We start from the raw sequence: 2,652 nt of genomic DNA on the forward strand, positions 1-2,652 counted from the left end.
GTCATCGTGAATGGCGGCATCAACCAGGAGGCGGGACGGTGCATTGCAGATTTGTCCCTGGTTGCGAAAGATAGCGCGAGCGGCGGTCTGGGCGGCCTCTTCCAGATCCGGTGCGTCGGCCAGCACGATGTTGGCGGTCTTGCCGCCACATTCGAGACTGACCCGCTTGAGATTGCTTTCGCCTGCGTAGCGTAGAATCCGTCCGCCCACCCGGCCCGACCCGGTGAAAGCGATCGCGTCGACGTCGGGATGGAGTGCAAGCGCGCGACCTGCTTTTTCGCCGCGCCCGGTCACGACATTGAAAACGCCGTCCGGTACCCCTGCTTCACTGGCAAGTTCGGCGAGCCGGATGATCGCCAGCGAGGCGTCTTCGGCTGGTTTCAGGACTACGGAATTGCCACTGGCCAGCGCCGGACCCAACTTCCAGGCTGCGATCATCAACGGGAAGTTCCATGGAACGATGACGCCGACGACTCCGAGCGCGATCTTGGCGACGAGCCCGGTCTCGCGATCCGAGATCGGCAGCATCTCATCGCTGAGCTTGTCGAGCGCCTCGGCATACCAGCGGATGGTGCCGGCAGCTTCGCCGGCATCCATATTGATGGCCATCCCGACCGGCATGCCCATGTCTCTGGATTGCAGAACACCCAGTTCGAACTGATGCTGGGCGATCAGATCGGCGAACCCCAGGAGGATTTTCTTGCGTTCGCGCCGACCGAGCCCGACCCAGCGCCGGCCCGCGAAGGCCCGCCGCGCCGACTCAACCGCGACATCGATATCGGCCGCGTCGCCTTCGGGAAAATCGGTAAGTCTCAGCCCGTCGATTGGCGAAATGCTGTCCATGCGCTGGCCGCTAATGGCCTCACAGGACTTTCCGTCCACGAATGACATGGCCGGCGAAAGGGACTTGGCGGCTTCCGCATTGATGCGTTGTTGAAAATCGGGGTTCGTGTTCATCAAGCGGCTTTCTGGACCCGCTCTACGGCGGCAACTGCCTGACCGATCGTCTCGACGATGGTCGTGACCTGCTCGGCGTTGATCGTCAGTGGCGGCGACAGTATAACCTTGCTGGCCATGACCCGAACGATGACGCCCTTGGTGAGGCAGGTCTCGGCAAAAACCCTCATCTCTGGATCAGCAGGCCCGAAAGACTTCTTGGTATCCTTGTCGCGCACCAGTTCCACGCCCACCATCAACCCGCGGCCGCGCACATCACCGATGATCGTCGACTGCTCTGCAACGGCGTTGAGCCCGTCCATGAGCTCAACTCCCCGCGCGGCTGCGTTTTCAGAAAGCTTTTCACGCACCACGATGTCCAGCACCGCGGTCGCCGTCGCACAGGCCAGCGCGTGGCCAGAATAGGTATAGCCATGCATGATCGGTGCGGGATTGGCCGGGTTGTCCCACGCCGCCGCGACTTTGGCGCTGACCATTGTTGCGCCCAGGGGAATGTAGCCTGCCGTGATGCCCTTGGCGAAACACATGATGTCGGGCTTTACGCCCCAGAGCCGACATCCGAACATCTCGCCGGTGCGACCGAAGCCGGTGACGATCTCGTCGGCGATCAAAAGCACACCATGACGATCGCAGATCTCGCGCAGCAATGGCCAGTAGTTCTCTGGGGGGACAATTACGCCCCCAGCACCTTGGATCGGTTCGGCGATCACGGCCGCCACGGTATGGGCGCCCTGATAGACGATTTCACGCTCCAGCTGCTCTGCACAGATCCGTCCCAGTTCCTGCGGGTCGGTCGTCCACTGGTTGCGGTACAGGAATGGACTGTCGACCTGAAAGAAACCTGGCATCAGCGGCTCGAAAGCCTGCCGGAACGGCGGATTGCCGCCGGCCGACAATCCGCCGAAATGGACGCCGTGATAGCCGTATTTCAACGAGAAGAACTTGGTGCGTTCCGGCTGCCCGGTCAGCTTGTGATATTGGCGCGCGAGCTTGAGCGCGGTCTCGACTGCGTCCGAGCCGCCGGATGAAAATAACACCTTGGCCATCTGCTCGGCCGCAAGCATTTCACTCAGACGCGTCGACAGTTCGATCTGCGGCGGGTTCGAGGTCTTGCCGAAGGTTGTGTAGTAGGCGATGCGGTCGAGTTGCTCGACGATTGCGTGTTTCACTTCCTCACGCCCATGGCCGATGTTGACGTTCCAGAGACCGCCGACCGCATCGAGATAGGACCGTCCGTCGATGTCCTCGACGAACACGCCCTTGCCCTTGCTGATGATCAACGGCGCCGACCTGGCCGTCTCCTGAGGCGAAATCATCGGATGCAGGATGTGCCGCGCGTTGTTGGCCTTGATGAAGGCAGCATAGTTTTTGAATTCCGGGCTCATCGCATCATGTCTCGTTTCAAATAAATCAACACTGGTGTCGATATCGATACGCTATGGTCAAAAGCAGTTCATGTCAACAAAGCTGGCGGGGGATCGAACCCACTTTGTCGGGCGAGTTGCCACGGGCTCGGCTTAGGGGCTGCGCTGCTATCTGGCGAAATCCCAAACCGTCATGCGAACGGCGTTCATGCCGGCTGAACGCCTGAAGTTTTCCCTAAACAATTGCATGATTTACATTCTGCGCGCGTGACGTCATTGATAATAAGTCAACGCCGTATCAACAGGAGTTCACACCATCACCGGCGTAGTG

General features: G+C 60.2%; 2 protein-coding genes. Both read right to left on the minus strand.

All coding sequences use genetic code 11. The annotated features are described in order from the left end of the window. On the minus strand, positions 1–957 hold a 957-nt coding region (locus tag ACXJ7R_RS29510), incomplete at its 3' end, for an aldehyde dehydrogenase family protein (protein WP_457154908.1). Continuing rightward, positions 957–2,342 (minus strand): aminotransferase class III-fold pyridoxal phosphate-dependent enzyme, encoded by a 1,386-nt coding sequence (locus tag ACXJ7R_RS29515; RefSeq protein WP_457154909.1) that lies wholly within the window; start codon positions 2,340–2,342, stop codon positions 957–959. The genes ACXJ7R_RS29510 and ACXJ7R_RS29515, both read right to left, overlap by 1 nt. Positions 2,343–2,652: the final 310 nt, after the last annotated feature.

The organism is Mesorhizobium sp. P5_C1 (assembly GCF_054049815.1).